This is a genomic window from Micromonospora sonchi (genome assembly GCF_014646235.1).
GTDB classification, from domain to species: Bacteria; Actinomycetota; Actinomycetes; order Mycobacteriales; family Micromonosporaceae; genus Micromonospora; species Micromonospora sonchi.
Window position 1 is genome coordinate 1 of record NZ_BMNB01000009.1, and the last position, 23,148, is coordinate 23,148.

Annotated in this window: 19 protein-coding genes and 1 pseudogene; 8 read left to right on the plus strand and 12 right to left on the minus strand. The window is 72.7% G+C overall.

Annotation, left to right across the window (positions count from 1 at the left end):
* Window positions 1-108: 108 nt before the first annotated feature.
* The 3 genes from trpD to IEY61_RS11435 all read right to left on the minus strand — a co-directional run bounded on the left by trpD (window position 109) and on the right by IEY61_RS11435 (window position 2,796).
* Complete coding sequence (gene trpD / locus IEY61_RS11425) at window positions 109-1,155, minus strand: anthranilate phosphoribosyltransferase (RefSeq protein ID WP_189043363.1); 1,047 nt, start codon at window positions 1,153-1,155, stop codon at window positions 109-111.
* An 84-nt stretch (window positions 1,156-1,239) separates the two neighbouring features.
* Window positions 1,240-1,635, minus strand: coding sequence for a hypothetical protein (locus IEY61_RS11430; protein WP_189043364.1), 396 nt, complete (start codon window positions 1,633-1,635; stop codon window positions 1,240-1,242).
* 168 nt (window positions 1,636-1,803) lie between these two features.
* Window positions 1,804-2,796 (minus strand): cytochrome c oxidase assembly protein, encoded by a 993-nt coding sequence (locus IEY61_RS11435; protein ID WP_229705831.1) that lies wholly within the window; start codon window positions 2,794-2,796, stop codon window positions 1,804-1,806.
* A 108-nt stretch (window positions 2,797-2,904) separates the two neighbouring features.
* Here IEY61_RS11435 and ctaE point away from each other — a divergent pair, with 108 nt between their 5' ends.
* The 5 genes from ctaE (at window position 2,905) to IEY61_RS11460 (ending at window position 7,970) form a co-directional block, all read left to right on the plus strand.
* Window positions 2,905-3,504 (plus strand): aa3-type cytochrome oxidase subunit III, encoded by a 600-nt coding sequence (gene ctaE, locus IEY61_RS11440; RefSeq protein ID WP_189043365.1) that lies wholly within the window; start codon window positions 2,905-2,907, stop codon window positions 3,502-3,504.
* 72 nt (window positions 3,505-3,576) lie between these two features.
* Window positions 3,577-4,413, plus strand: a complete 837-nt coding sequence (qcrC, locus tag IEY61_RS11445; protein WP_189043366.1) for a cytochrome bc1 complex diheme cytochrome c subunit — start codon at window positions 3,577-3,579, stop codon at window positions 4,411-4,413.
* Window positions 4,414-4,424: 11 nt separating this feature from the next.
* The gene (gene qcrA, locus IEY61_RS11450) at window positions 4,425-5,510 is read left to right on the plus strand and encodes a cytochrome bc1 complex Rieske iron-sulfur subunit (protein WP_373293136.1); all 1,086 of its coding nucleotides are present in this window, start codon (window positions 4,425-4,427) and stop codon (window positions 5,508-5,510) included.
* On the plus strand, window positions 5,507-7,132 hold the full coding sequence (gene qcrB / locus IEY61_RS11455) for a cytochrome bc1 complex cytochrome b subunit (RefSeq protein ID WP_189043368.1): 1,626 nt from the start codon (window positions 5,507-5,509) through the stop codon (window positions 7,130-7,132). The genes qcrA and qcrB overlap by 4 nt, the downstream gene beginning before the upstream one ends.
* A 166-nt stretch (window positions 7,133-7,298) precedes the next feature.
* Window positions 7,299-7,970 (plus strand): DUF4142 domain-containing protein, encoded by a 672-nt coding sequence (locus IEY61_RS11460; RefSeq protein WP_189043369.1) that lies wholly within the window; start codon window positions 7,299-7,301, stop codon window positions 7,968-7,970.
* A gap of 61 nt (window positions 7,971-8,031) precedes the next feature.
* Here IEY61_RS11460 and IEY61_RS11465 read toward each other — a convergent pair whose 3' ends face one another.
* The 5 genes and pseudogenes from IEY61_RS11465 to IEY61_RS11485 form a co-directional block, all read right to left on the minus strand.
* Window positions 8,032-8,319 (minus strand): Lrp/AsnC family transcriptional regulator, encoded by a 288-nt coding sequence (locus tag IEY61_RS11465; RefSeq protein WP_189043370.1) that lies wholly within the window; start codon window positions 8,317-8,319, stop codon window positions 8,032-8,034.
* Between the two features lie 60 nt (window positions 8,320-8,379).
* A complete protein-coding gene (locus IEY61_RS11470) occupies window positions 8,380-9,279 on the minus strand; it encodes a nucleotidyltransferase family protein (RefSeq protein WP_229705832.1) in 900 nt (299 codons plus the stop codon).
* Window positions 9,276-9,818 (minus strand): NUDIX hydrolase, encoded by a 543-nt coding sequence (locus tag IEY61_RS11475; protein WP_189043371.1) that lies wholly within the window; start codon window positions 9,816-9,818, stop codon window positions 9,276-9,278. The genes IEY61_RS11470 and IEY61_RS11475 overlap by 4 nt, the downstream gene beginning before the upstream one ends.
* A gap of 145 nt (window positions 9,819-9,963) precedes the next feature.
* On the minus strand, window positions 9,964-11,751 hold the full coding sequence (locus IEY61_RS11480) for a RelA/SpoT family protein (RefSeq protein WP_189043697.1): 1,788 nt from the start codon (window positions 11,749-11,751) through the stop codon (window positions 9,964-9,966).
* Between the two features lie 130 nt (window positions 11,752-11,881).
* Window positions 11,882-13,631, minus strand: a pseudogene (locus IEY61_RS11485) (DEDD exonuclease domain-containing protein).
* A 127-nt stretch (window positions 13,632-13,758) separates the two neighbouring features.
* Here IEY61_RS11485 and IEY61_RS11490 point away from each other — a divergent pair.
* The 3 genes from IEY61_RS11490 to IEY61_RS11500 all read left to right on the plus strand — a co-directional run bounded on the left by IEY61_RS11490 (window position 13,759) and on the right by IEY61_RS11500 (window position 17,900).
* A complete protein-coding gene (locus IEY61_RS11490; protein WP_189043372.1) occupies window positions 13,759-15,186 on the plus strand; it encodes an NYN domain-containing protein in 1,428 nt (475 codons plus the stop codon).
* A gap of 307 nt (window positions 15,187-15,493) precedes the next feature.
* Window positions 15,494-16,753: a M48 family metallopeptidase gene (locus IEY61_RS11495; RefSeq protein WP_189043374.1), complete on the plus strand. Its 1,260-nt coding sequence runs from the start codon at window positions 15,494-15,496 to the stop codon at window positions 16,751-16,753.
* 22 nt (window positions 16,754-16,775) lie between these two features.
* Window positions 16,776-17,900 (plus strand): glycosyltransferase family 4 protein, encoded by a 1,125-nt coding sequence (locus tag IEY61_RS11500; protein ID WP_189043376.1) that lies wholly within the window; start codon window positions 16,776-16,778, stop codon window positions 17,898-17,900.
* A 134-nt stretch (window positions 17,901-18,034) separates the two neighbouring features.
* Here IEY61_RS11500 and IEY61_RS11505 read toward each other — a convergent pair whose 3' ends face one another.
* From IEY61_RS11505 to IEY61_RS11520, 4 genes are all read right to left on the minus strand, one after another.
* On the minus strand, window positions 18,035-19,702 hold the full coding sequence (locus IEY61_RS11505; protein ID WP_229705848.1) for a putative bifunctional diguanylate cyclase/phosphodiesterase: 1,668 nt from the start codon (window positions 19,700-19,702) through the stop codon (window positions 18,035-18,037).
* Between the two features lie 76 nt (window positions 19,703-19,778).
* A complete protein-coding gene (locus tag IEY61_RS11510; protein ID WP_189043380.1) occupies window positions 19,779-20,588 on the minus strand; it encodes an SAM-dependent methyltransferase in 810 nt (269 codons plus the stop codon).
* 175 nt (window positions 20,589-20,763) lie between these two features.
* A complete protein-coding gene (locus tag IEY61_RS11515) occupies window positions 20,764-21,432 on the minus strand; it encodes a response regulator transcription factor (protein WP_092382321.1) in 669 nt (222 codons plus the stop codon).
* A gap of 7 nt (window positions 21,433-21,439) precedes the next feature.
* Window positions 21,440-23,137 carry a sensor histidine kinase gene (locus IEY61_RS11520; protein WP_189043382.1) on the minus strand — a complete coding sequence of 566 codons (1,698 nt, stop codon included), beginning with the start codon at window positions 23,135-23,137 and terminating at the stop codon, window positions 21,440-21,442.
* Window positions 23,138-23,148 lie beyond the last annotated feature (11 nt).

The window sequence follows — 23,148 nt, forward strand, 5'->3', positions numbered from 1 at the left end:
CCCGCGTTGATCATGAGGTTAGCGGCAGTTCAGGAGATCGACATCGCCGCTAACCTCATGATCAACGCGCTTCAGGGCGGGTGTGAGGTGGGGGGTGTGGGGGGTGGGTTAGAGGGTTTGGGCGACGTTTAGCCAGCGGGAGAGGGTGCGGGCGGCGGCGCCGGAGTCGATCGACTCGGCGGCGCGGTCGAGGCCGGCCCGCAGGGCGGTGGTCAGGTCGCCGTCCAGTGGGCCCTGGGTGGCCAGGGCAGCGGCGGCGTTGACCAGCACGGCGTCGCGTACCGGGCCGGGCTCGCCGGCGAGCAGGCGCCGGGCCACGTCGGCGTTGTACGCGGCGTCACCGCCCCGCAGGTCGTCGAGGGTGGACCGGGGTACCCCGAGGTCGACCGCGTCCACCACGGTCTCCCGGACGGTGCCGCCCGCGGCGATCCAGAACCGGGTCGGGGCCGCGGTGGTGAACTCGTCCAGCCCGTCCTCGCCGCGCATCACCAGCACCGAGTCGCCCCGAGCGGCGAAGACGGCGGCCATCACCGGCGCCATCGTCGCGTCGAAGCAGCCCACCGCGCCGGCCGGCGGGCGGGCCGGGTTGGTCAGTGGGCCGAGGAAGTTGAACGCCGTCGGCACGCCCAGCTCCCGGCGGACCGGGCCGGCGTGCCGCATTCCGGGGTGGAACCGGGCCGCGAAGCAGAAGCCGATGCCGGCCTCGGCCACGCACCGGGCCACCTGGTCGGGCTCGAGGTCCAGCGGTACGCCGAGGAATTCCAGCAGGTCGGCGGTGCCGCAGGAGGAGGAGGCCGCCCGGTTGCCGTGCTTGACCACGCGCACCCCGGTGCCGGCGACGACCAGCGCGGTCATGGTGGAGATGTTGACCGTGTGGGCGAGGTCTCCGCCGGTGCCGACCACGTCCAGCGAGCTCGCGCGTACCTCCTCGGGCAGCGTCACCGGGACGGCCCGGCTGAGCATCGCCTCGACCAGCCCGCTCAGCTCGGCCGGGGTCTCGCCCTTGGCGCGCAGCGCCATCGCGAAGCCGGCGATGCGGGCCGGGGTCGCCGAGCCGGAGATGATCTCGCCCATGGCCCAGGCGGTGTCGGCGGTGGAGAGTTCCTCCCCGCGCAGCAGCGCGGTGAGCAGGTGCGGCCAGGTCCGTTCGCCCATGGCGGGCCTCCCGAGCGGAAGAGTACGGGTGGGACGGGACCGGCGCCGGCTCGCCCGGCGCCGTGGCGGTGCCGGAGTGGGACGTCAGGCGGGTGCGTCCGTCCGCAGCAGCTCGGCCACCGTGGCGGCGGTGGTCACCGGGTCGAGCGGATGCACCAGGGTGGCGTCGACCTCGGCGTAGGCGGCGAGCCATCGGTCGGCGGCGCGGGCGATCACCACGCAGGTCAGGGGCGGCTCGTCGAAGTCGTCCTTGATCTGGCGGGCGATGCCGATGCCGCCGCCGGGGCTGGCCTCACCGTCGAGCAGCAGCAGGTCGATCTCGTAGTCGTCGACCAGCCGGACGCACTCGTCGTAGCCGGACGCCTCGACGAACTCCAGGCGCAGGTCGGGCGCCGGCCGGGTGCCGACGGCGAGCCGCATCCGGTCCCGTACCTGCGGGTCGTCGCTGTAGAGCAGGACGGTGCACAGACGATCGCTCATGCCGACAACTCCGCTTCGCTTCCCTGCCGTTCGGGCCGGCCACCGCGGCGAGCCGGGGGCCCGTCCGCGGTTGGCTTCGAGACGGCTATCACCTCGTAGCTGCGCCGCCGATCGTACCGGTCGGCGTGGTTCGGGTGACACGCCGCCCCGTGCCCGCCGGGGCGCAGCTCAGGCGGGCGACTCCGTGGCGCGTTCGCGGGCCTCCTGGCGGTCCAGCTCGCGGTCGATCCGGCGGGCCTCCCGTTCGGCCTGGCGCATCCACTGCACCACCAGCACGGCGAGCATCGTCACGCTGACGAACTCGCCGCCGGCCCAGAGGATGCCGCCGGCGAGCACCTGGTCCTCCCGGGGGTCGGCCCAGCTCAGCCCGAGCGACGGGTACCAGTCGCCGCCGAAGAGGGTGCTGCTCTGCATGATGGTGAGCCCGAGCACGGTGTGGAAGGGCACCGACAGCAGCATCAGCAGTGCCCGGCCGGGGTAGGGCCAGCGGCCGGGCAGCGGGTCCAGGCCCAGCAGCGGCCAGAAGAACACGCAGCCGGTCAGGATGAAGTGGGCGTGCACCAGCTCGTGCGCCCAGACGTGCTCCAGGGTGTGGCGGTACAGGTCGGTGAAGTAGAGCGCGAACGGGTTGACCACGAAGATGGCGAACGCCACCAGCGGGAAGGTGTAGACCCGCGCGACCCGGCTGTGCACCACCGCGAGCAGGCGCTTGCGCGGGCCGACCGGCAGGGTACGCAGGGCCAGCGTCACCGGCGCGCCCAGCGCCAGGAAGATCGGCGAGATCATGGACAGCACCATGTGCTGCACCATGTGCACCGACAGCAGGGTGGTGTCGTAGGTGCCCACCCCGGTGACCGTGACCGCGGCGATGCCGCCCAGGCCGGGCCCGAGGAAGAAGATCATCCGGGCGACCGGCCAGCGGTCGCCGCGGACCCGCAGCCGATGCACCCCGTAGAGGTAGAGGCCGGCGGCGAGCACCAGGCTGACGGCGAGCCAGCTGTCCAGCCGGGCCTCGGTGACCACGGTGGTGATCGTGAACGGCGGCAGGGTGTCCCCGGCCGCGAGCGGCACCCCGCCGGCGGGTGGAATTGTGCCGGTAACGCCCCCGATGGGCGGCAGCGCGGCCGTGGTGGCCAGGGACATCGGATCGACGTGCAGCACGCCAATCAGCCTAGGTCAGGCGAACCGGACGGTACCGATCGGGCCATCTGTGCCCCCGGTTTGGGCCCCCGCTGATCGCCGGCCGTGGTCAGGGGCAATAATGACCGCGTGACTGCGGCCCCAGCCATTGACAAGAGCCGGATCCACTCTCTGACGCGTCCCAACATGGTCAGCGTCGGAACGATCGTGTGGCTCTCCAGTGAACTCATGTTCTTCGCGGCGCTGTTCGCGATGTACTTCTCGATCCGCGCTGCGGCACCCGAGCAGTGGGCGGAGCACACCCAGATCCTGAACGTCCCGTACGCGACGACGTTCACCACGATCCTGGTGCTCTCCTCCGTGACGTGCCAGATCGGCGTGTTCGCGGCCGAGCGGGGTGACGTGCACGCGCTGCGGCGCTGGTTCGCGATCACCTTCGTGATGGGCCTGATCTTCCTGCTCGGCCAGCTCAACGAGTACAAGGAGTTGGTGCACGAGGGCATCAAGATCAACGGAGACGGCTACGGGTCGATGTTCTACCTGACCACCGGCTTCCACGGCCTGCACGTGGCCGGCGGTCTGGTCGCCTTCATCATCTTCATGATCCGCACCACCATGGGCCGGTTCACCCCGGCGCAGGCCACCGCGGCGATCGTGGTGTCGTACTACTGGCACTTCGTGGACGTCGTGTGGGTCGGGCTCTACGCCATGATCTACTGGCTTCAGTGATCTTGGCGCGTCTCGTGCCGCGCCGCCGCACCACCCCCTGAGACAAGGTCCAACCGGTTAAGGACACAGGTCATGACTTCTGACAACGACCGCCGACGCGGTCTGCTCGCGCGGCTGCGCGGGCGGCCCGTGGCGCGCAGCAGGGGCCGCCGCCGGCTGGGTGCCGCGGTCCGGCTGGTCGCCGCGCTGATGCTGGCCGGCGGTGCCTACACCGTCCTCGCCCCCGGCGCGTCGGCACAGGAGAACCCGCCGCTGAGCTCCGCCGCCGCCGACGGCAAGGCGCTGTTCGACGTGAGCTGCGTGAGCTGCCACGGCCGCAACGCGCAGGGGATCGAGGGGCGCGGGCCGAGCCTCATCGGTGTCGGCGCGGCCTCGGTCGAGTTCCAGGTCGGCACGGGCCGGATGCCGATGGCCCGGCAGGAGGCCCAGGCGGCCCGCAAGCCCGTGGTGTTCAAGCCGGACCAGATCGACCAGCTGGCCGCGTACGTCCAGGAGCTGGGCGGCGGCCCGGTCGTGCCGGCGGGCGACAACCTGCAGGCCGGCGGCAACATCGCGATCGGCGGCGAGCTGTACCGGATCAACTGCTCGCAGTGCCACGCGTTCAGCGGCGGCGGCGGCGCCCTCTCCTCGGGCAAGTACGCGCCGAGCCTGGCGCCGGCCACCGACCGGCAGATCTACGCGGCGATGCTGAGCGGCCCGCAGAACATGCCGGTCTTCGGCGACAACCAGATCACGCCGGAGCAGAAGGCGGACATCATCGCCTACATCCAGCAGACCCTGAAGGAACAGGGCGACCCGGGCGGGTTCAACCTGGGCCGGTACGGGCCCTCCACCGAGGGGGTGGCGATCTTCCTGGTCGGCATCGTCGCGCTCGTCTTCGCCAGCCTGTGGATTGCGGGTAAGTCGTGACCGGGGGGAGCATGAGCATGCACACCGGGCAGCCGACCCGGCCGGGCCAGGAACCGATCGACGTCAACGATCCGGGGCTGAGCCGCTTCGACATCGTCCGGGAGGGTGCCCGCCGGGACGACATCGAAATCGTGCACTACGAGGAGCAGGTCGTCCCGGGCAGCCGGGCCGAGCGCCGGCTGGTCCGTACGGTGGCGGGGTTCTTCCTGATCACCGGCCTGGCGGCGACCGCGTTCCTGGCGATCTACATCTGGTGGCCGTGGGAGTACCAGCCGGGCCGCGGCGGTGACAAGATGTTCACCCCGCTGCTCGGGGCGACCCTCGGCATCGCGCTGCTGGGCGTCGGCTTCGGCATCCTGACCTGGGGCAAGAAGCTGCTGCCCAAGGAGGTCTCGATCCAGGACCGGCACGAGGGCGCGGTGCCCGCCGAGGATCGGGTCATCACCAGCCAGACCATGCTCTACATGGCCGACGAGTTGGGCGTGCGGCGCCGGCCGCTGCTCGGCATGTCGCTGCTGGCCGGTCTGGTGCCGGTCGGCGCGGTGGCCGCGGCGCCGCTGGTGGGTGGGCTCATCTCCGACCCGCACAAGAACAACCAGATGATGACCACCGGGTTCGCCCCGCAGGACGGCCGGAAGATCCGGCTGGTCCGCGAGGACGGGCGGCCGATCCGCCCGGCGGACATCAGCGCGGGCGGCCAGATCACCGTCTTCCCCGGCATCGAGCACGGCGTGAGCAACCGGCACGCCGACTCGCCGACCCTGCTGATCCACCTGCGGGACGCCGACGCCGAGGAGTCGCGCCGCAACAACGAGCGCCAGGGGCACGGCGGCTACATGTGGGGCAACTTCGCCGCCTACTCGAAGGTCTGCACCCACGCCGGCTGCCCGGCGAGCCTGTACGAGCAGCAGACCAACCGGCTGCTCTGCCCGTGCCACCAGTCACAGTTCCTGATCACCGACAACGCCAAGCCCATCTTCGGCCCGGCCAGCCGGCGGTTGCCGCAGCTGCCGATCGAGGTGGACGCCGAGGGCTACTTCGTGGCGAAGTCCGACTACACCGAAGCAGTCGGGCCCGACTTCTGGGAGCGGCCGTGAAGCGGCGAAAGTTTGACATGGCAGCGGTGCCGGGCAACACCGCTCGGGCGGTCGACGACCGCTTCCAGGTAGCCACCCCGCTGCGTCGGCTGCTGAACAAGGTCTTCCCCGACCACTGGTCGTTCCTGCTCGGCGAGATCGCGCTCTTCTCGTTCATCGTCCTGCTGCTGACCGGTGTCTTCCTGACCTTCTTCTTCGAGCCGACGATGACCGAGGTCATCTACAACGGCAGCTACGCCCCGCTGCGGGGCACGCCGATGTCGGCCGCGTACGCCTCGACCCTGGACATCTCGTTCGACGTCCGGGGCGGTCTGATCATGCGGCAGATGCACCACTGGGCCGCGCTGCTGTTCATGGCCGCGATCGTGGTGCACATGCTGCGGGTCTTCTTCACCGGCGCGTTCCGCAAGCCGCGGGAGACCAACTGGATCATCGGTTCGCTGCTGTTCTGGGTCGGCTTCCTGGCCGGCTTCACCGGCTACTCGCTGCCGGACGACGGCCTCTCCGGCACCGGCCTGCGGATCGCCTCGGCGATCATCCTCTCCATCCCGGTGATCGGTACCTGGGTGAGCGCGGCGGTCTTCAACGGTGAGTTCCCCGGCACGATCATCATCAGCCGGTTCTACATCGCGCACGTGCTGCTCGTCCCGGGTCTGCTGGTGGCGCTGATCTCCGCCCACCTGGGCCTGGTCTTCAAGCAGAAGCACACCCAGTGGCCGGGGCCGGGCCGGACCAACGCCAACGTGGTCGGCGAGCGGATGTTCCCGCGCTACGCGATCAAGCAGGGCGGCTTCTTCATGGTCGTCTTCGGCGTGATCGCACTGCTGGGCGGTCTGTTCCAGATCAACCCGCTCTGGCTGTTCGGCCCGTACGAGGCGTGGGTGGTCTCCGCCGCCAGCCAGCCCGACTGGTACGTCATGTTCCTGGACGGTTCGACCCGGTTGATGCCGGATTGGGAGATCCACCTCCCGATCGGCGACGGATATGTGATTCCGCCGCTGTTCTGGCCGACCGTGGTGCTACCCGGCATCCTCGTCGGGCTCTCCCTGTTCTATCCGTTCCTCGAGGCCCGCTACCTCAAGGACTACCGGAGCCACAACCTGCTCCAGCGTCCCCGCGACGTGCCGTTCCGCACCGGCCTGGGCGCCATGGCCGTCACGTTCTACGTGATCCTGACCCTCACCGGCGCGAACGACGTCATCGCCGACAAGTTCCACATCAGCCTGAACGCGATGACCTGGGCCGGCCGGATCGGGCTGCTGCTCCTGCCGCCGCTGGCGTACTACGTCACCTACCGGATCTGCCTCGGTCTGCAACAGCACGACCGGGAGGTGCTGGCCCACGGCGTGGAGACCGGCATCATCCGGCGCATGCCGGACGGCCGGTTCGTCGAGGTGCACCAGCCGCTCACCACGCCCGACGAGCACGGGCACGCCGAGCTGCCGTACGTCGGTTGGGTGGTGCCGAAGAAGATGAACCGGCTCGGGGCGCTCGGCCCGGCCGTCCGGGGCTTCTTCTTCCCGATCGAGAAGCCGGCCGAGGCGCCGGTCTCGCCGGGGCACCCGCCGGTCGAGCCGCGACCGGAGCGGGAGGAAGTCGGCAGCGGGGAGACCCGCCGCTGAGGTGACGCACAGCGTGACGTGGCGCCCGCCGGATCACTCCGGCGGGCCCCACGCCCGTTTCCGCCCTCCGGACCCTCGGCGGAGCTTCCCGCCCGTCACCGGATCGCAGGAATAACCCCGGCCAGCCGGGTATCCGTGCGGTCCAACGTCTCAACGGGGAGGAAGCATGTTGGGTATCAAACGCCTCGGCCTGCTGGCCGCGCTGGTGCTGGTGGGTATCGCACCCGCCGCCGCGGCGCAGGCGGCGGCGCAACCGTCGGAGCAGGACACGCAGTACCTGAAGGCGATCCACCAGGTCAACCTGTACGAGGTCCAGGCCGGCGAAATGGCCCAGAAGAAGGCCCAGAACCAGCAGGTCAAGGACCTGGCGCAGATGATCGTCACCGACCACCAGGAGCTGGACAAGTCGGTGAAGGACCTGGCCGGGAAGCTGAAGGTCCAGCTGCCGAACGAGCCCACTGCTGATCAGCGGACGGCTCTCGACCAGCTGAACAAGGCCAGCGGTGAGGAGTTCGACCGGCTCTGGGTGACCCAGGGTCTGGCCGGCCACCTGCAGGCCATCCAGGCCACCCAGACGGAGATCTCGCAGGGCTCCGAGACGCAGGTGATCCAGCTGGCGCAGACCGCGCTGCCGGTCCTGCAGGCGCACTACGACGCCCTGGTGCAGTTGGCCGAGCAGCTCGGCATCCCGGTCCCGGAGGCCAGCGCGAGCGGCTCGCCCAGCCCGGGTGGCACCGCGCCGGGCACCGAGCAACCGGCCCCGGGTGGCACCGCCACCGAGCAGGCCCCGGCTCCGGGTGGCACCGTCACCGAGACCCCGGCGCCGCAGCAGAGCTGACCCGACGGTACGAGTCGAGCCGGTCCACCCTCGTCCGGGGGTGGACCGGCTCGCCAGGGGATCAGTCGGTGCTGCCGAGGCCGATGGCGAAGGCCTCTTCCAGGTCGTGGCGGGAGTACGCGCGGAAGGCGATGTGCGACTCGGTGTTGAGCACGCCGGGAACCTTGGAGATGCTGCCCGCGATCACCTGGGCGATCTCGTCGAACTCGCGGACCCGGACCATGGCGATCAGGTCGACGTGCCCGGCAACCGAGTAGACCTCGCTGACCCCGGGCAGGTCGGCGAGGGCCGTGGCCACCTCCGGAATCGAATCGGTGGCGCAGTCGATCAGCACGATCGCGGTGATCACGGGAAGGCTCTCCGTTCGTTGGCGTCGTCGCTCATGCTAAGGCCTGCGTACCCTGGCCGCTCACGTTGCGCCGGCTCGGCCTGCCGGGACGGTGAGGTCGGCGCCGACCCGGATCACGTCGTGCAGGCGCTCGTCGCGGCCGACCGTGGCGCCGGGCCAGACGACGCAACGGGTCACCGTGCCGCGTACCGTGGCGCCGGCACCGACCACCGACCGCTGGCAGTGACCGGTGACCGTGGCGTCCGCGTCGACGAGACAGCCCTCGCCGGCGGCGTGCAGGTTAGCGGCGAGGTAGTCGGCCGGGGTGCCGGTGTCGTAGAAGGTGCCCCGGTAGGGCACGACGGTCAGCCGGCCGGCGGCCTCGGCCGGGCGCCACACCGCGCGTACCAGGTCACCGAAGGTCGCGGGCAGGTCCCGGACGAACCGCCAGGGCAGCAGCGAGAAGCCGGTGAAGAGATGCCCGTCGAACGTGCCGGGGGCGGCCGGGTCGGGCGCGGGCCGACCCAGCAGGCGTACGCTCTCGCCGTCCCAGTCGGCCAGCAGCGCGGCGATGTCGGGCCCGGGCGGCGCCGCCGGGTCGGCGAGGTACGCGTCGGCGTTGCCGACCAGCACCCCCCGGCCGGCGATCCAGTCCCGCAGCCTGCCCACGCCACCGGCGGTGCCGAGCGGGGTGCCCGGTTCCACCGAGAGGTGGGCGCGCGCCCCGACCCGCTCGACGATCTGGTCGCCGAGGTAGCAGGCGTTGACGGCGACCGCCTCCGGTCCGCTCAGCCCGAGCCCGGCGAGCCGGGCCAGCGCCCGGTCCAGCAGCGGCACGTTGCCCACCGGGCAGAGCGCCTTGGGCAGCCGCTCGGTCAGCGGGCGCAGCCGGGTGCCCTCCCCGGCGGCGAGCACCACCGCGCAGATCCCGGCGGCCGGGGTCGACGGCCACCGGCCCACGGCGTCGGCAGACCCGGTCACGGCAGGGTGTCCGGCAGCGGGGGCGGGAACTGCCCGGCCAGCGGACCGATGTCGTAGTAGGCGAGCAGGCGTGCGGTGGACCAGCTCAGCTTCGGCAGGTCGTCCAGCGGGTGCCAGGCCGCCTCGAAGACCTCCGCCCCGTCGACCGTGAGCTCGGTGCCCGATGCCGGGACCTCGGCGGTGAACACCACGTCCACCCACCCCTTGGCGTGCACGATCGCGTTGGGCGTCGCCGGGTTCAGCCGGGTCGGAGACAGCCGTACGCCCGTCTCCTCGTGCAACTCCCGGGCCGCGCCCACCGCCGGGTTCTCGCCGCGTTGCAGCAGCCCGGCGGGGAGCGTCCAGCCGCGGCCGGGCGGTTGGCGCAGTAGCAGCAGTCGGCCCGCTCCGTCGGCCTCGCTGTCGCGGAGCAGGGTGACGGCGCCGACGATGTACTTCGGCACGGCCAGTCGCACCAGCCGACGCCGCACCGGCAACGGCAACCGGTAGAAGACCTGGTACGCGACGGCGCGGCCGGTGCGGCGCGAGCGGAGGATCATGGGTCAAGGCTAGTGGTCGTGCACACCGGTCGCGGCCGGGGACCATAGTGAACCCTCCTCAACCTCCCTGCACGGTCCGACGGACCGCAGGGCCGGACGTGGCGCGTGAGCGCCGCGTGGTCCAGGTCGAAAAGGGTTCAGTGGATCACTGACGGTGGTCGACCAGGTCGATGAGTTGGCGTACCACGGCGTCCGGCTCGATCGCCCGGTCGAAGACCGCGACCAGCAGGGTCTCCAGGTCGGGATAGCCGAGTTCCTCCGACAGCCGTAGCAGCGGCAGGTCGCTGGCCAGCCCGCGGTTGTGCTGGCGCAGCGCCAGCCCGATGGTGGCCCGGCCGAGCCGGACCTTGTCGCTGATCGAGATGCCCGGTTCACTGTGTTCGGCGAACCACCGGTTGATCTGCATCTGCGCGTGCGGCGACTTGACGAAGCCCAGCCATTCCCGGCGTGGGCCGCGCGGGGCGACCTCGGCGTCGAGGCTGCTCTCCTCGTCGGTCTCGGTGAAGATCTCCACCACGTCGCCCTCGTCCAGTTCGGAGGAGAGCGGGACCAGTCGGCCGTTGATCCGGGCGGCGAGACACCGGTCGCCGCGGTCGGTGCCCAGCTCGTACGCCAGGTCGACGGGCGTGGCCCCGGCCGGCAGGACGATCTGCCGTCCCTCGGCGACCACCTGGATCTGCGCCTCGGCCAGATCGCAGCGCAGTGACTGGAGGAACTGCGCCGGATCGGCGGCGTCCTGTTCCCAGTCCAGCACCCGCCGCAGCCAGTCGAGCTGCTCGGCGCGGGCCGCAGCCCCATTCGAGCGTGGGAAGCGGAAATCGGCGGCCACACCGTACTCGGCCGAGCGGTGCATCTCCGCGGTGCGGATCAGCACCTCCACCGTCCGGTTCTTCGGGCCGCAGACGCTGGTGTGCAGGGAGCGGTAGAGGTTGTTCTTCGGCGAGGCGATGAAGTCCTTGAACCGGCCGGGGACCGGCCGCCAGAGACAGTGGACCGCGCCGAGCGCCGCGTAGCAGTCGGTGGCCGGCCCGTCCACCACCACCATGATCCGGGGCAGGTCGTACGGGACGGTGTGCCCACCGGCCACGGTGTCTTTCCAGATCGAGTAGAGATGCCGGGGGCGGGGGGCCACCTCGGCATCGACCCGGCTGCGGCGCAGCGCCACCTTGGTCTGCGCCACCACGTCGGCAAGGTAGGCGTCCCAGCCGGGGCGGTCGTGCACGTGGCGCGCGATGCGGGAGTGCTCCTCCGGCTCCAGGTGCAGCAGCACCACGTCGTCCAGTTCCCGCTTGAGGTTCTGGATGCCCAGCCGGTCGCAGAGTGGTACCAGCACCTCCTGGGTCTTGCGGGCGATCCGCTCCCGGGAGGCAGCCGAGCGTACGCCGAGGGTGCGCATGTTGTGCAGCCGGTCGGCCAACTTGATGATCAGCACGCGGACGTCCTTGCCGGCCGCGATGATCATCTTGCGGATGGTCTCCGCCTCGGCGGCCTTGCCGTAGAACGCCTTGTCGAACTTGGTCACCCCGTCGACCAGGTGGGCCACCTCGTGGCCGAAGTCCTCGGCCAGGGCCTGCAGCGTGTAGCGGGTGTCCTCCACCGTGTCGTGCAGCAGCGCGGCGACCAGGGTCGTGGTGTCCATGCCCAGCTCGGCGCAGATCTGGGCGACCGCCAGCGGGTGCGTGATGTACGGCTCACCGCTCTTGCGGAACTGGCCCCGGTGCATGTTCTCCGCGATCGTGTACGCCCGGCGCAGCACCGCGGGATCGGTCCCCGCGTGGATGGCGCGGTGCGCGCGAACCAACTGACCGACCGGTTCGTTGTCGGCTGCGGGCCAGCTCAGCAGCGAGCGGAGCCGGCGGGTCAGCGGCAGCTCGCCCGGCTGTGCCGGGAGGGCGCCCCCCAGGGCGCCGCCGCGTCCGGCGTCGACGTCCACCCGGGACACCCCCTCACCCCCGCCCCATGATCACCGAAAACCCGGCAACCGGGAGCAGACCCTCGAAACGGGCAGGACTGCACTTCCTTAACAGACTAAGTGAGCGGAGGTAGTCCGATCGGACAGTTGCTCATGAGCGTTCGGACCAGAGTTGGTGAGACCCGGCGCTCTCGGCCTTGATCAGCAGGTCCCGGAACCGGGCTGCGCCGGCTACCGGGGTGGCCCAGCCGCCGGACATCTCGACCAACCTGGTTTCCGGCCGTTCCAACCAGGACAGGACCCGTTCCGACTCCTCGGCACTGGCCGCCGGGATCGGGCCATGGCCGGGCAGCACCGTCTCGGCGGTGGCCCGGATGACGGCCAGCGTGGGCCGGGGGTGGACCCCGGGCGGAGAGACCCCCGGCCAGCCGGCCGTACCGCACCAGCGTCAACTCCCAGCCACCGCCGGCGGCCGGCCGGGCGGCGGCCAGCTCGGCGATCCCGGTCAGCGCGGCCAGCCGCTGCATGCGTACGGCCGCCCGCAGCACCGCGGTCAGCCGGGACCGGAGCACGGCGGCCTCCTCGTACCGCTGATCGACCGCCAACGCTTCGATCCGGGCGAGCAGGGCGTCCACCACCGGACGGGGGTCGCCGGTGGTGGCGGTGGCGAACGGGGTCACCGCGCGGTCGGCGTACTCCCCGGGGGTGATCCGGTGCTTGCACGGTGCCGGGCAGCGACCCAGCTCGGCCAGCGCGCAGGCCGGCGTGACGGTGCGCAGCGACAGCCGGTGGGTGCACTGGCGCAGCGGCACCGCGTCGTGGAATCCGGCGGCGGCCAGCTCCGCCGCCCGCCGGGACGAGAAGGGGCCGAGGTAGGCGCGGTCGCTGGGGGAGATCTCCCGGACCACCGACAACCGGGGGTACGGCCCGTCGGTCAGCTTCAGCCAGACCACCCGCTCGGGGAACTTCGACCGCCGGTTGTACGGCGGCGCGTGCGCCCCGATCAGCCGCAGCTCGCGGACCTCCGCCTCCAGTGAGTGCGCGCACTCGATCGCCTCGACCCGCTCGGCGGCGGCCAGCATCTCCGAGATCCGGGCGCGCTTCTCCGCGGCGGTGAAGTAGCTGCGTACCCGGGTGGCGATGTCCCCGGAGGTGCCGACGTAGAGCGGCCGGTCGTCCGTGGCCCGGAAGATGTAGACCCCGGGGGAACGCGGCAGACCATCGGCCAGATGGCGTTTGCGGCGCTGGGTCGGGGTGACCGCGCGGGCGAACTCGATGGCTTCGCCGACGGAGTCCACCCGGTGGCCGCCGAGCCGCCCGATCAGCCCGTGCAGCACGTCGACGGTGGCCCGGGCGTCGTCCAGCGCCCGGTGGGTGGGCTGCGTGGCGGCGCGGAAGTAGGCGGCGAGGGTGCCGAGCTTGCGGTTGGGCACCTCGTCGCGGAGCAGCACCCGCCGGGCCAACGCGGCGGTGTCCAGCACCTTCGGGTTCGGCCAGCGGTAGCCGTGCCTGGCGCAGGCGGCCTTGAGGAAGCCGACGTCGTACGGGGCGTTGTGGGCCACCAGCACGGCGTCCGTGAGAAATTCCAGGAAGCTCGGCAGCACCTGTTCGATCGGCGGTGCCGGCAGCAGCATCGCCTGGGTGATGCCGGTCAGCACGGTGATGAACGGCGGGATCGGCACCCCGGGGTTGACCAGGGTGGCCAGCACCCCCAGTTCCTCGCCGCCGCGCACCTTGACCGCGCCGATCTCGGTGATGCCGCCGCCGTCCGGGGCGCCCCCGGTGGTCTCCAGGTCGACCACGACGAAGGTCGTGGCGTACAGCGGCAACGCCGGGTCGACCCCGTCGACGGCCGGGTCGAGCCCGGCCAGCGCCGGTTGGAGGTAGTCGTGTCCTGCCATCGGCGGCACGCTAACGGCCCGGTGAGACATTTGCGTCTCACCCGCCTCATTCGTTACCACCGGTCTAGGATGAGAGATCGGCTCACTCACCAGGCGGTGAGCCCGGTCGCGGTGGGAGACTTGCCACATGCCCCTCACCGAGCCGCCCGACGACAACCTCCAGCAGGAGGAGCAGGTCGTCGCCGTGCCGGCTGCCGATGAGGGCCCGGCCGGCCGCTCCGACCCGCCGGCCGATTCCGGCGATCCGGAGCGGGAGCCGAGCCTGCCCGAGGCGGTCCGGCAGCGGATCGTTTCGCTCACCGCCGCCGTGCTGCCCGGCCTGCCCGCCGACGAGGTGCCCGTGCCGCTGCGCCGGGTCGCCAAGTTCGCTCCCAACCGGCGAGCCCGGCTCGGTGCACCGGCGATCGCCGCTCAGCTCGCCGGTGACCCACTGTTCCGGCAGCGGGTCACCGCCCGGGTGCTGGCCGACGCCGGCGACCTGGGCACCGCCGTGGTCGAGGGAACAGCCCCGGCCGCCGCGGATCCGGTCGAGGTGGCGGCCCTGGCCTACCTGGCCCGGCCGCGCGGATGGCGGGATCTGATCGACGCCAGCGGTGCGGCGGTGCGCGCCGAGGCGGACAGCGCGGTGGTGGCCGAGCTGGTCCGCCAGGCCGAACAGCGGGCCACCCGGGCCGAGCACGACCGGGCGGTGGCCCGGGTCGAGGCCGACAAGCTGCGCGACGAACTCGCCCGGGTCCGCGAGGAGCTGGGCCAGCTGCGGGAGGAGAGCCGGCAGCTGACCCGTGCCCTGCGGGAGACGCAGGCCCGCGAGCGCAGGACGAGCGAGCTGCTGGCCACCGAGCGGGGGCGGGCGGCCCGCGCCGCTGCGGACGCGGACGCCGAGCTGCGCCGGATCCGCGCCCGGCTGGCCGAGGCGGAGGCGGCCGCGAGCATCGCCCGGGCCAGCACGAAGGAGGCCCGCTCGGTCGACGACGCGCGGCTGTGGCTGCTCCTGGAGACCATCGGCCAGGCGGCCGTCGGGCTCCGCCGCGAACTGGCGCTGGACCCGGTGGACCGGCTGCCCGCCGACTTCGTCGCGGAGGCCTTCGCCGACTCCACGACGGCCACCGCGGCCGGTGCCGCCACCCGGGCCCGGGACACCGACGACCCGGCTCGGCTCGACCAGCTGCTCGCCCTGCCCCGGGCCCACCTGGTGGTCGACGGCTACAACGTCACCAAGCGGGGTTTTGGCGAGATGTCGCTGGAACAGCAGCGCAAGCGGTTGATCACCGGCCTCGGCGGGATCGCCGCCCAGACCGGGGACGAGATCACCGTGGTCTTCGACGGCGCCGAACGCATCCACGGGCTGCCGCCCACCCCGCGCGGGGTCCGGGTGCTGTTCTCCCGCAAGGGGGAGACCGCCGACGAGCTGATCCGCCGCCTGGTCCGCGCCGAGCCGCCAGGCCGCCCGGTGGTGGTGATCTCCTCCGACCGCGAGGTCGCCGACGGGGTACGCCGGCACGGCGCCTACCCCTTGGGCGCCGACTCGCTGCTGCGCCGGCTGTCCCGCTCCTGACCGGTCATCCCCCCGATCGTTGACGGCTGAGCGAGACGACACGCCGGGGACAACTACAGCTGAGCCGCCAACGATCATGGGCGGCGCGGCGCGGCGCGGCGGTTGGCGGCGAGGTGCGGTGCGGTGCGGGGCGGTGCGGGGCGGTGCGGTGCGGGGCGGTGCGGTGCGGGGCGGCCCGGCGCGGGGCGGGGTGGGGTGGGGTGGGGTGGGGTGGCCCGGGGGCGGGGCGAGGCGGACAACTAGGATGGGCCCGCGCGGGCGGGAGGAGCGGCGGCATGGCGGGGCAACGGCGCGGCGAGGTGACTCGGTGAGCCCGCGCGGCTGGGCGCTGCTCACCCTGGCGGGCCTCGGCCTCGCCCTGGTGATGGCCGCTCTGGTGCTGATTCCGTGGAGCCGACCGCCGGCGCCCCGGGCCGACCAGCTCGCCGCGCTGCGCGAGCTGCCCGCCGATCAGGTGGAGCGGGCCCGGCAGTTCCGTTCCGCGCTGCGCCCCGGCGGCTGGGCGGCGCTCGGCGTGGGGCTGTTGGTGGCGCTGGCACTGGGGTTGACCCCGCTGGGCGGCCGGCTGATCGAGCTGGTGGGGCGCCCCTTCGGCGACCACTGGATCGCCCAGGCGGTCCTCGGCGGGCTCGCCGTGGTGCTGGTAGCCGACCTGGTGACGCTGCCGTTCGCCGCCTGGCGTCACACCGTGCTCACCCGCTACGGGCTGGCCACCAACGGTTGGAGCGGCTGGGCGCTGGACCTGCTCAAGTCGTACGCGGTCAGCGCGGTCATCGGGGCGGTGGCGCTGCTCGGCTTCTACGCCGTCGTCCGGCTGGCGCCCCGCTGGTGGTGGGCGTTCGGCGCGGCCGGCGCGGCGACCCTGGTGGTGCTGCTCTCCTTCGTGCTGCCGGTGCTGGTCGAGCCGGTGTTCAACCGGTTCAGCCCGATGGAGCCGGGACCGCTGCGGACCCAGCTGATGGAGTTGGCCGCCCGCGACGGGGTACCGGTGCGCGACGTGCTGGTCGCCGACGCCTCGCGGCGTACCCGGGCGGTCAACGCGTACGTCTCCGGGCTCGGCCCGACCCGCCGCGTCGTGGTCTACGACAATTTGCTGCGCGAGGCGACGCCGGCCGAGGTGACCGCGGTCGTGGCACACGAACTCGGCCACGCCAAGGACCGGGACGTACCGGTCGGCACCCTCACCGGCGCGCTGGGCGCCGCCGCCGCGGTGGTCGCGCTCTATCTGATCGGCTCCTGGCCGCCGCTGCTGCGGCTGGCCGGGGTCGACTCGGTGGCCCAACCGAAGGCGTTCCCGCTGCTGCTGGCACTGGTCACGGTGGCCGGGCTGGTCGTCACACCGGTGCAGGCGCTGATGTCGCGGCGGGTCGAGGCGCGCGCCGACGCGCACGCGCTGGCCCTGACCGGCGACCCCGCCACCTACGAGTCGATGCAGCGTCGGCTCGCCGCGGTCAACCTCGCCGACCCGGACCCGCCCCGCTGGGAGTACCTCTACTCCGCCTCGCACCCGTCCACCGTGGAGCGGATCGCCGCCGCCCGCGCGTACGCCAGAAAGGCCGGCCCATGAGCGAGCAGAGCGGAGTGCCGGCATGAGCCGCACGTTGCTGGTCACGAACGACTTTCCACCCCGACCCGGCGGCATCCAGTCGTTCGTGCACAACCTCGCGGTACGCCAGCCGACCGGCTCGGTGGTGGTCTACGCGTCGAGCTGGCACGACGCCGACAAGTTCGACGCCGACCAGCCGTTCGAGGTGGTCCGCGAGCGGACCCGGATGCTGCTGCCCACGCCGCTGGTGGCCCGCCGCGCCGCGCGACTGGCCCGCGCGTACGACTGCGACGCGGTCTGGTTCGGCGCGGCGGCCCCGCTCGGCCTGCTCGCCACCGGGCTGCGCCGCCGGGCCGGGATCCGGCGGGTGGTCGCCCTGACCCACGGGCACGAGGTGGGGTGGGCGGCGCTGCCGGTGGCCCGCGCCGCGTTGCGGCGCATCGGTCGGGGCACGGACGTGGTCACCTACCTGGGGGAGTACACCCGCACCCGGCTGGCGCGGGCGCTGGACGGGGTGACCGAGCTACGTCGGCTCGCGCCCGGCGTGGACACCGATCTCTACCACCCGGGCGTCGACGGCGCAGCCGTGCGGCACCGGCTGGGGCTGGCCGATCGCCCGGTGGTGGTCTGCGTGTCCCGCCTGGTGCCGCGCAAGGGCCAGGACATGCTGATCCGGGCGCTGCCGCTGATCCGCCGCCGGGTTCCCGACGCCGCGCTGCTGGTGGTCGGCGGCGGCCCGTACCGGGCCACCCTGGCCCGGCTGGCCCGGCAGTCCGGCGTGGAACGGGACGTGGTCTTCACCGGCTCGGTACCGTCGGCCGAGTTGCCCGCCCACTACGCGGCCGGTGACGTGTACGCGATGCCGTGCCGGACCCGCAACCGGGGCCTGGACGTCGAGGGGCTCGGCATCGTCTACCTGGAGGCGTCGGCGACCGGCCTGCCGGTGGTGGCCGGCAACTCCGGCGGCGCCCCCGACGCGGTGCGGGAGGGGGAGACCGGGTACGTGGTGAACGGCCGGGACCTCGGCCAGCTCGCCGACCGGGTGGCCACCCTGCTCGCCGATCGGGACCTGGCCCGGCAGTTCGGCGCGGCCGGCCGCGCCTGGGTGGAGCGGGAGTGGCGCTGGGAGACCCAGGCGCAGCGGCTGGCCGCCCTCCTGGCCGGCTGAACCACCGTACGCCCCCGCCCCCGGTCCACCGCACGCCCCGCCCCGGCCCACTGCCCGCCACCGCACCACTGCCCGTCGTCGCCCCGCCCGGCGGCAGGCGTTGTTAAAAAGGGGCCCTTCCTATACACCAGGCGTTAACAGGGGGCCCTTCCTTTCACCCGGGCGAGGATGTTTTCGGCGGGGGCGGGGCGGCCGAAGTGCCAGCCCTGGCCGGCGTCGCAGCCGATCGCGCGCAGCCGGTCGGCCTGCCCGCCGGTCTCCACCCCCTCGGCGGTGACGGTCAGGTTCAGGGCGTGGGCCAGGGAGACCAGCGAGGCGAGGATCCGTTCGTCGGGGGCCTCCGGGGCGCGCAGGCCGCGGACGAACTCGCCGGCCACCTTCAGCTCGGTCACCGGCAGGTCCCGCAGGTACGCCAGGTTGCTGTAGCCGGTGCCGAAGTCGTCGATGGCGATGCGGACGCCCAGGTCGGCCAGGGTCCGCAGGGCGCGCACCGGCTCCTCGGCGCCGCTCATCATGGTGCTCTCGGTGATTTCCAGCTGGAGCCGGTCCGGTGGCAGGCCGGTGCGCCGCAGCAGCGCGCGTACCTCCTGCACCAGGCCGGGCCGGCGGACCTGGCGGACCGCGAGGTTGACGCTGACGTACGGCGGTTGCGCCGTGGCGGCCGTCCAGCCGACCGCCTCCCGGCACGCCTCGGCGAGCACCCAGCCGCCCAACGGCACGATCAGCCCGGTCTCCTCGGCCAGCCCGATGAAGGTGTCGGGACGCAGCACACCCAGCTGCGGGTGACGCCAGCGCACCAGCGCCTCGACCCCGAGCAGCGAACCGTCGTGCAGCGACGCCAGCGGCTGGTAGTCGAGAAAGAACTCGCCGCGCTCCAGGCCCGTGGGGATCGCCGCGCTCAACGCCTGGCGGGCCTGTTCCCGGTCGTCGCGTTCGGCGTCGTACAGGGCCCACCGGGCGCCGCCGGCGGTCTTGGCCCAGTTCAGCGTGCTGCCGGCGGCTCGCATCAGGTCGTCCGGTGAGCTGTCGGCGGCCCGACGTTCCACGATGCCGACGCTCCCGGTGATCGTGACGTCGTGCCCGTCGACCAGCACCGGCTCGGCGAGGGCGGCCAGCGCCGCCTCGGCGACGGCGACCACGTCCCCGGTGCCGGTGGACCGTTCGACCAGGATCACGAAGGCGTCCCCACCCAGCCGGGCCACCAGGTGCGGCTCCACGGCCCGGCTCACCCGTCGCGCCGCCGCGACCAGCGCCCGATCACCGATCTGGTGACCGTACGAGTCGTTGATCCGCTTGAACCGGTCCAGGTCGAGGAAGCACAGGCCGACCCGGCGGCCACTGCCCGCCGCGGCGTCCACGGCCGCCGCGAGCCGCTCGGCGAAGAGCGTGCGGTTGGGCAGGTCGGTGAGCGGGTCGTGGGTGGCCTGGTGCCGGAAACGGGCCTCGCTGGCGCGCAGCGCCCGTTCCGCCTCGGCCCGGGCGGTCATCGCGGCCCGCCGAATCGACTCCTGCTCGTCCAGCGTGCGGTCGCGCAGCGCCCGGGCGTATCCGGTGGCGACGGCCGCCATCAGCCGGGCCATCCGGTCGGCGATGTCGTCGGCTGCCAGGTCGAGATCGCGGATCAGCCGGAGCTGGATCACCTCCAGGGTGCGGCCGAGCGCCTCGGCGGAGGCGATGTGCGCGGCGACGAGCTCGGTGGCCACCCGGTGCCCCACCCGCAGGTCGAGCGGCTCGGCCCGCAGCGTCTGCGCCAGCAGGTCGGTGAGCCGACGCAGCAGCGCCTCCAGTTGGGCCTGGGTCATCGGCAGGTAGCTGGTGCCCCAGAGCGCCTTGGCCCAGGCCCGGGCGAACGCCCCGCCGGACGCGGCGTCCGGGGACTCACCCACCGAGCCGCCCGACGCCGCCCAGGAACACCGCCCGCTCGGCGTCCTCGGCGCTCTCCGGGCTCTCCGGGCGCCACTGCGGCACCCACACCACCCCGGGCTCGACCAGCTCGAAACCGTCGAAGAAGGCGGTCAGCTCGGCCCGGCTGCGAACCCAGAGCGGATTGTCGGTGCGCCGGTAGACCTGCTCGGCCTCGGCCCGCTCGGCCTCGCCGCGACCATCGTCGCTGGCCTGGGAGAGCACCAGGTAGCTGCCCGGGGCCAGCGCCGCGCGCAGGGTGCGCAGCACCTCGGCCGGCCGGTCGTCGTCGGCGACGAAGTGCAGCACCGCCACCACCAGGACGGCGACCGGCTGGGAAAAGTCGATCATCGAGCGTACGTCCGGATGGGCGAGGATCCGTTCGGGCCGGCGCAGGTCCTCCTGCACGACCGTGGCGCCGTCGTTGCCGGCCAGGATCTCCCGGCTGTGCGCCACCGCGACCGGGTCCACGTCGACGTAGACCACCCGGGAGTCGGGGGCGTGTCGCTGGGCGATCTCGTGAACGTTGCCGACCGTGGGAATGCCCGAGCCGATGTCCAGGAACTGCCGGATGCCGGCGTCGGTCAGGTGCTGCACGGCCCGGCGCAGGAAGGCGCGGTTGGCCTGGGCCATCAGCGGTGCCTCCGGCACCGCGGCCACCATCTTCTGGGCCGCCGCGCGGTCCACCGCGAAGTTGTGCGAACCGCCGAGGTAGTAGTCGTACATGCGAGCGACACTGGGCCGCTCGACGTCGATGGTCTCGGGTGCCCAGTCCGGCCGCTGCAACGCTCTCCCACCCCTTCGCGTACCTTCCGGGGCGTCCGTGCCCCGGCGCGTATTCTGCCCCGCTTCCGCCCGCGAGGCCATAGCGCGCAGGGCGCGATCGGAGATCTTCACGGAAGATCCGTGCCCGCGTGGGTCCCGGGCACGGATCTTCTGTCGGCGGTTACGCCGGGTGGCGTCAGAACTTCGGCGCGTCGGGGGCCTCGAGCAGACCGAGCCGCAGCGCGGTCATCAGTGCCTGGGCCCGGTTGGCGGCGCCCAGCTTCTCGTAGAGCTTGGAGATGTGGGTCTTGGCGGTCGACTCGCTGACGAACAGCTGCTTGGCGATGCCGGCGACGCTCATCCCGTCGGCGAGCAGCCGCAGCACCTGACCCTCGCGGGGGGAGAGCTGGGGTCCGGACGGGGCGAGCCGGCGCTTCATCGCCTCGGCCAGGTCGGCGGCGGTGAAGGCGCTGGGGGAGGAGGCCGCGTGCCGGGCGGCGGCGACGACCTCGTCGGCCGGCGCGGTCTTCGGCACGAACGCGCTCGCCCCGGCCTCCAGCGCGCCGAAGAGCTGGTCGTCGCCGGCGTACATGGTGAGCACCACGATGCCCATCGACACGCTCGACTTGCGCAGCGCCCGGGTGGCCTCCAGGCCACTGCCGTCGGGCAGCCGCAAGTCCATGATCACCACGTCCGGCTGCAACGCGCCGGCCTGCCGTACGCCCTCCGCCGCGGTGGCCGCCTCGCCGACGACCTCGAACTGCCGGTCGCGCTCGAAGGCGTGCCGCAGGCCCTTACGGATCAAGTCGTGATCGTCGACCAGGAGGACCTTGGTGCGGGTGGCCGGTGTCGGACTTGTGGTCATCCTCGGGTTACTCCCCTTCTACAGCTGCGGCGGCGCTACCACGAACGTTATCGCGCCGGGGTGAGGAGCCGACCACCACCGCAACGGTCGTGCCGCTCGGCTGCCGCGGTCTGATCTCCAACCGGCCCCGGATACGTTCCGCTCTCTCGGCCATGATCGCAAGACCATAGTGCCCCTCCGAGCGCTGGTCACCTATGCCGTGACCGTCATCCGACACTTCGATCTGCGCGTACGGCGGATCGACCTCGCAGGTGACCCAGAGATTGGCTGCTCCGGCGTGCTTGCGCGCGTTGGTCACCGCCTCCTGGGCGATGCGCAGCAACTCGGCCTCGGTGGCGGCGGGGAGCCGGGCGGTGGACTCGTCCAGCGACAGGTGCACCCGCAGCCCGCCGGAGGCGCCGACCGTACGGGCGTACTCGGCGATCGCGGCGGCCAGGCCGCCGTGCCGGTCCACCTCGCTGCGCAGCTCGAACAGGCTCAACCGCAGCTCGGTGATCACCCGGGTGACCTCCTGCCGCAGCGTACGCAGCGCCTCGGCGGTCTCCTCGGCGTCGTCGTGCACGGTGGCCAGGGCGTTGTCGATCCCGTAGCCGACCATCACCAGTTCCTGGGCCACCCCGTCGTGGATCTCCCGGGCCAGCCGTTGCCGCTCCTCGTTGGTGGCCAGCGACCGCACCTCGTCGAAGAGCAGCGCGGCCTCCAGGCGCAGCGCCGCCGGGCCGGTCAGCGCGGTCACCTGGGCCACCACCGGTGACGGGTACGCCTGTGCGGCGTCCGCCTCCAGCACCACCAGACCGACCGTGCGCACCCCGGCGACCAACGGCACGATCAGCGCCGAGACCTCTCCACCGGAGTGCGAGCGGGACTGCGAGCGGGCGGCGGTCTGCGGCTGCTGGCTGGCCCAGGCGTCGGCGATGGCCGAGTCGGCGTCGAGCGTGGTCTCCCAGTCGACCCGGTCCGCGCCGAGCTGGGCGAGCACCACCAGCCGCCCGCCGCCGCTGGCGGAGAGCACCGCCCCGCGGTCGGTGCGGGCCACCGTGCGCAGCTCCTCCAGCAGGTGCTCGGAGATCCCGCCGGGGTCGAGGGTCGCGCCGGGCAGCTGCCGGGCCACCGTGCGTAGTTGGGTCAGCAGCCGGGTCGCCTCCGCGTACGGCTGGGGTTTGGCCTCGTGCCGGACGAGCATCACCTGGTGCAGGGTGCGCGCCGCGGACAGTCCGAGCGCGGCCAGGATCAGCCACTGGGCGCAGACCGCGAGGTAACCCGGCTGGCTCAGTTGCCGTACCCCGCCGACCTCGGTGAGCGCCCCGGCGACCAGCAGCGTGCCGGCGACGACCGCGATCAACACCGCGCCCTCGCGGAAGCGGCGCCGCAGCGCGGTGACGGTCACCGGGAGCACGAGGTACGGCAGCACCGCGAGGGCACCGAGCCCGCCGATGTGACCGCCGATGGTGGCGACCGCGGCGACCTGACTCGCCGCCAGGCCGAGCACGACCACCTCGGCCACCCGGCTGAGCGGGCCGATCAGCCGGTGCTGCGGTGCCAGCGCCGCGGGCAGCCCGGCGACCGCCAGCAGGACGATCCACCAGAGCTGGGCCAGGTCGTGGGTGGCGAGCAGGGTCAGTACGGCGATCAGCGCCAGCACGACCACCCGCGCCGCCGCGGCGAGCGGGTGAGAGCGGGCCAGGGCCGAAGTCGAGGCGGACACGTGACGGATGG